The organism is Phormidium sp. CCY1219 (assembly GCF_055795085.1).
Window position 1 is genome coordinate 1 of record NZ_JAYFEQ010000179.1, and the last position, 3,260, is coordinate 3,260.

Consider the following 3,260-nt stretch of genomic DNA (forward strand, 5'->3'; position numbering starts at 1 on the left):
CCTGCACCATAAGTTTCAGGTTCACTAATCATTATATCACCCCTTGGGGGTTTTGGTACGAAAAAAAAAGATTGCGTTGCGTAAGCGGCGGTCATGGTCAGGTGGGCAGTGCCCACCCTACGGTTAAATGATGCAACGATTCAGCGCTTTAGAACCGTTCGCCGAGTTTGAAGATGCCCCGGATATCTTGCTCGTCATTGATAGCCGCTTCTACGCGCAACGGGCCAAAATCGGTGAGAATCCGGACTCCCACGCCGACCCCAAACCCATTTCCCGGCTTGTTTCGCACTTCAGCCGGTTCGCCGCGTACCGTATCCCCAGAACCGAGGTCACTCGCGTAGTCTACGAAGACGGTGCCACCCAAGCGGGAAACCAAGGGTAACTGCAAGTCATCGATAATTGGGAAGCGATACTCTGCGGTGGCTTGCACGAAACTGCGAGCGGATCCGACTCCTCCACCTTCATAACCGCGCACCGAGTCGTTGCCCCCGAGATTGAAGGCTTCGTAGGGGGGTAAATCGCCGATAGTGGTGCCGCCTTGAACGTTGAAGACAAAGGTTTGAGAACTGACGGGGACGAATTGGGTAAAACTGGCGGTTAAACGGTTAAAGAGGATATCGCCACTGCCCACGGGAATCGACTGTTCCGTGCCGACATTGAAGCGATACCCCTGGGTGGGCCACCAGGGATCGTCGCGCTGGTCTTGAAAGGCGGAGAGGTTGACGGTGACGAGGGTATCGATGCCTTTATCGCTGAAAGTGAGGCTGTTGCCAAATTGATCTTCGGAAAACACATCGTCAGTGACGGCGGCATTGCGGATGGCCACGCGCTGATAGCTAGCGCCGGCAGAGATGGTTAATCCGGTAGCGGTGACGGGTTGGAACAGCTCGATCCCGCCACCGAGGCGATCGACCCAGGGGATTTGATCGTGGATGAGTTCCACTTCGCGATCGCCGTTGGTGAAGACGTCTTCGGGCCATCGGGTATTAAACAGGCGAATTTGAAATCCGGTATCGAAGGGTTCGTTTTCTGCCCAGGGATCGGTATAGCGGAATTCTGCCCCCAAGGTTTGTTGTCCCCCCTCCAAGTCTAACTCTAGAATTTGCTTGTTATCGCCAATATTCGACAGCACAAAGTCAAGGGTGCCATAATACCCTTTTTCTGAATTATACTGGGGAAGGGGAATGACGGTAAACTCCAGTTCTTCGGTTTCTGTATCTATCCGAGACGGGAATATATCGTGATTTTGTCCCGGGCCGACCGTGAGGTCGAAGTCGGTTTCCGGCTGCGCGTCACCGACGGGGGCACTGCGGATTTCTAGATTTGGGGCGTTTAAATCGGCGGCAGAGTGGGAGGGAATTGCGGGTTGTGCTGCGCTTTGGGATTCCCTCTGAGTCTGTGAAATTGAATGCCGATGCTGGGTGGGGATGGGTTTGAATCGTGCCATTTGTCCCCATGCTGAATCGATCCCCGCTACTAATGTCACTGAGGTGGCTCCTAAACTTAGGGCTAGGGGCGGAATTGTTTGATATAGTGTGTGTCTCACGTTCATGCCGTTCACTCCCACAGTTGGAATTGATGGTGCGGGTCGCTTTGGGTGGGAAAGCACCGAGCGATCGCCGCGATCGGGTTCGAGGATTTGGGTTGGCGTTGGAAGCGACTTGAGGCAAGCGCACCCAGATGCGTACCAAAATCACCTCTATCTTAGGCATTGTCGGGACTTGCGATCGCATCTGCTTCGCAATCGGTTACTTTTTTCTCCCATCACCTGCACCATTCAATGGATCCAACGCAAGGGATTGTCTAACCCCCCTACTCTCGCCCCGGCGCGAAATGGCGGACGATGATGGCCTCAGCGATCGGTTCTCTCCTGCTGCCCTTGGTCACTATTTTTCCACATTCGCGCCACGCCTGACCAGCATCGATCGGCGATCCCCCACGGCGGTGCCCCTGACTTCACAAAAGCGGCTCGCGCGACCTTACCCCACTCAGGAGAATTCCCCAGAATCGCCGCGTCCATATCTTTTGCAGCGGCGTTTTTGTTTCCCGCTTCCGGTCAATTATGCCAGTGTGCAATCTGCAATATTTAGCGAACGACGCGATCGGGGTTTTCGATCGCAGTTTAATAGTGAAGGTGTCCGTCCGGGAGGATAGTATTGTCGAGGGTTGCTCCATTCAGGTTACTATTCCAAAGGTTGGCAGCTTTTAAATTAGCGTCGCGCAAGCAAGCAGCACCGAGATCGGCAGCAATTAAGTTAGCGCTGCTCATGTCGGCTTTTTCGAGGTTGGCCCCCACAAAACTGGTGCCCACTAAATCTGCCCCAGATAAATCCACACCTTGGAGATTGGCGTTCATCAGATCGGCTTTATTCAGGGTGGCTTGCCACAAACTGGCTCCCTGCAAATCCGCATCTTTTAAATCAGCGCCACCGAGTTCCGCAAGCATCAGGTTAGCATTGACGAGATTGGCATTACTGAGATTGGCTTGTCTGAGATTGGTGGCGGTTAATTTTGCGTCGCTCAGATTTGCGCCGTTGAGATTGGCTTGTGTCAGGTTGGCACGACATAAGTTAACATCTACCAGGTTGGCATGAGAGAGATTAATATCGGGTAGCTCGGCGCGATACAGATTGCAGTGATGCAAATCTATGCCACTAAAATCTCTTTCTCCATTGGTGTAGCGTCTCAGAAGTTCATCAGCATCCATTTTATCGAGTTCAGGCATGAGTGATTTACAGAACATTCTTGGCTGTGGCAGATGGCACTCCAGGCTGTGGTGTTTTGTGCTGCTAGAGCGTAGGTTTAGTATTAGATAAAGCAGACAATCAATCGGGTTTCTGGGGTCAGTTTTGGCTGAAAAACATAACTTTTTTGACCAACCCCCGTTTTGAAGCTTGACTGAACCGAACCCCTCGTGCTGTGGGTGATAGATTCAGTGCTGTTCGATCGCCAAACTTTTCACAGGTTTGGGATGGCAATGGAACCCTTTATTAGCATAAGGATGATTTTATGTCAAGCCCAAGGGAGCAAAAGCCAGTAGTAGAAAAAGGGGTTGCGGGAAATGTGGAGAGAAACGCTACATTCCAACTGAGAAATCCGGTTTGGGATGGCAAGAGGGGGCTAGGAAGGGGGGCAGTGGAGAAGGTTACGTGGAGCGGACAAATGGGTTGCAAAAGCCGAGGATTTCATGATAACCTCCGATACGTTTGGAAACCCCCGTGCTTTAGCCGGGGGAGGAAAAACGAACGTGCGGCTTTAGC

At 52.3% G+C, this 3,260-nt stretch carries 3 protein-coding genes; 1 reads left to right on the top strand and 2 read right to left on the bottom strand.

Going from position 1 to position 3,260, the window contains the following annotated elements; all coding sequences use genetic code 11:
- Positions 1-148: 148 nt before the first annotated feature.
- Positions 149-1,552 carry a BamA/TamA family outer membrane protein gene (locus AC0QH1_RS01090; protein WP_324628885.1) on the bottom strand — a complete coding sequence of 468 codons (1,404 nt, stop codon included), beginning with the start codon at positions 1,550-1,552 and terminating at the stop codon, positions 149-151.
- Between AC0QH1_RS01090 and AC0QH1_RS01095 the strand changes: the two genes are divergently transcribed.
- Positions 1,551-1,847: a hypothetical protein gene (locus AC0QH1_RS01095; RefSeq protein WP_324628886.1), complete on the top strand. Its 297-nt coding sequence runs from the start codon at positions 1,551-1,553 to the stop codon at positions 1,845-1,847. The genes AC0QH1_RS01090 and AC0QH1_RS01095 overlap by 2 nt on opposite strands.
- 275 nt (positions 1,848-2,122) lie before the next feature.
- On the opposite strand, the gene AC0QH1_RS01100 is transcribed toward AC0QH1_RS01095, so the two are convergent.
- The gene (locus tag AC0QH1_RS01100) at positions 2,123-2,725 is read right to left on the bottom strand and encodes a pentapeptide repeat-containing protein (RefSeq protein ID WP_324628887.1); all 603 of its coding nucleotides are present in this window, start codon (positions 2,723-2,725) and stop codon (positions 2,123-2,125) included.
- Positions 2,726-3,260 lie beyond the last annotated feature (535 nt).

Excerpts from the sequence above, each read along its gene's own strand:
- AC0QH1_RS01095 (WP_324628886.1), top strand. The coding sequence starts at position 1,551 with ATGCCGTTCACTCCCACAGTTGGAATTGATGGTGCGGGTCGCTTTGGG.
- AC0QH1_RS01090 (WP_324628885.1), bottom strand. The coding sequence starts at position 1,552 with ATGAACGTGAGACACACACTATATCAAACAATTCCGCCCCTAGCCCTA.
- AC0QH1_RS01100 (WP_324628887.1), bottom strand. The coding sequence starts at position 2,725 with ATGCCTGAACTCGATAAAATGGATGCTGATGAACTTCTGAGACGCTAC.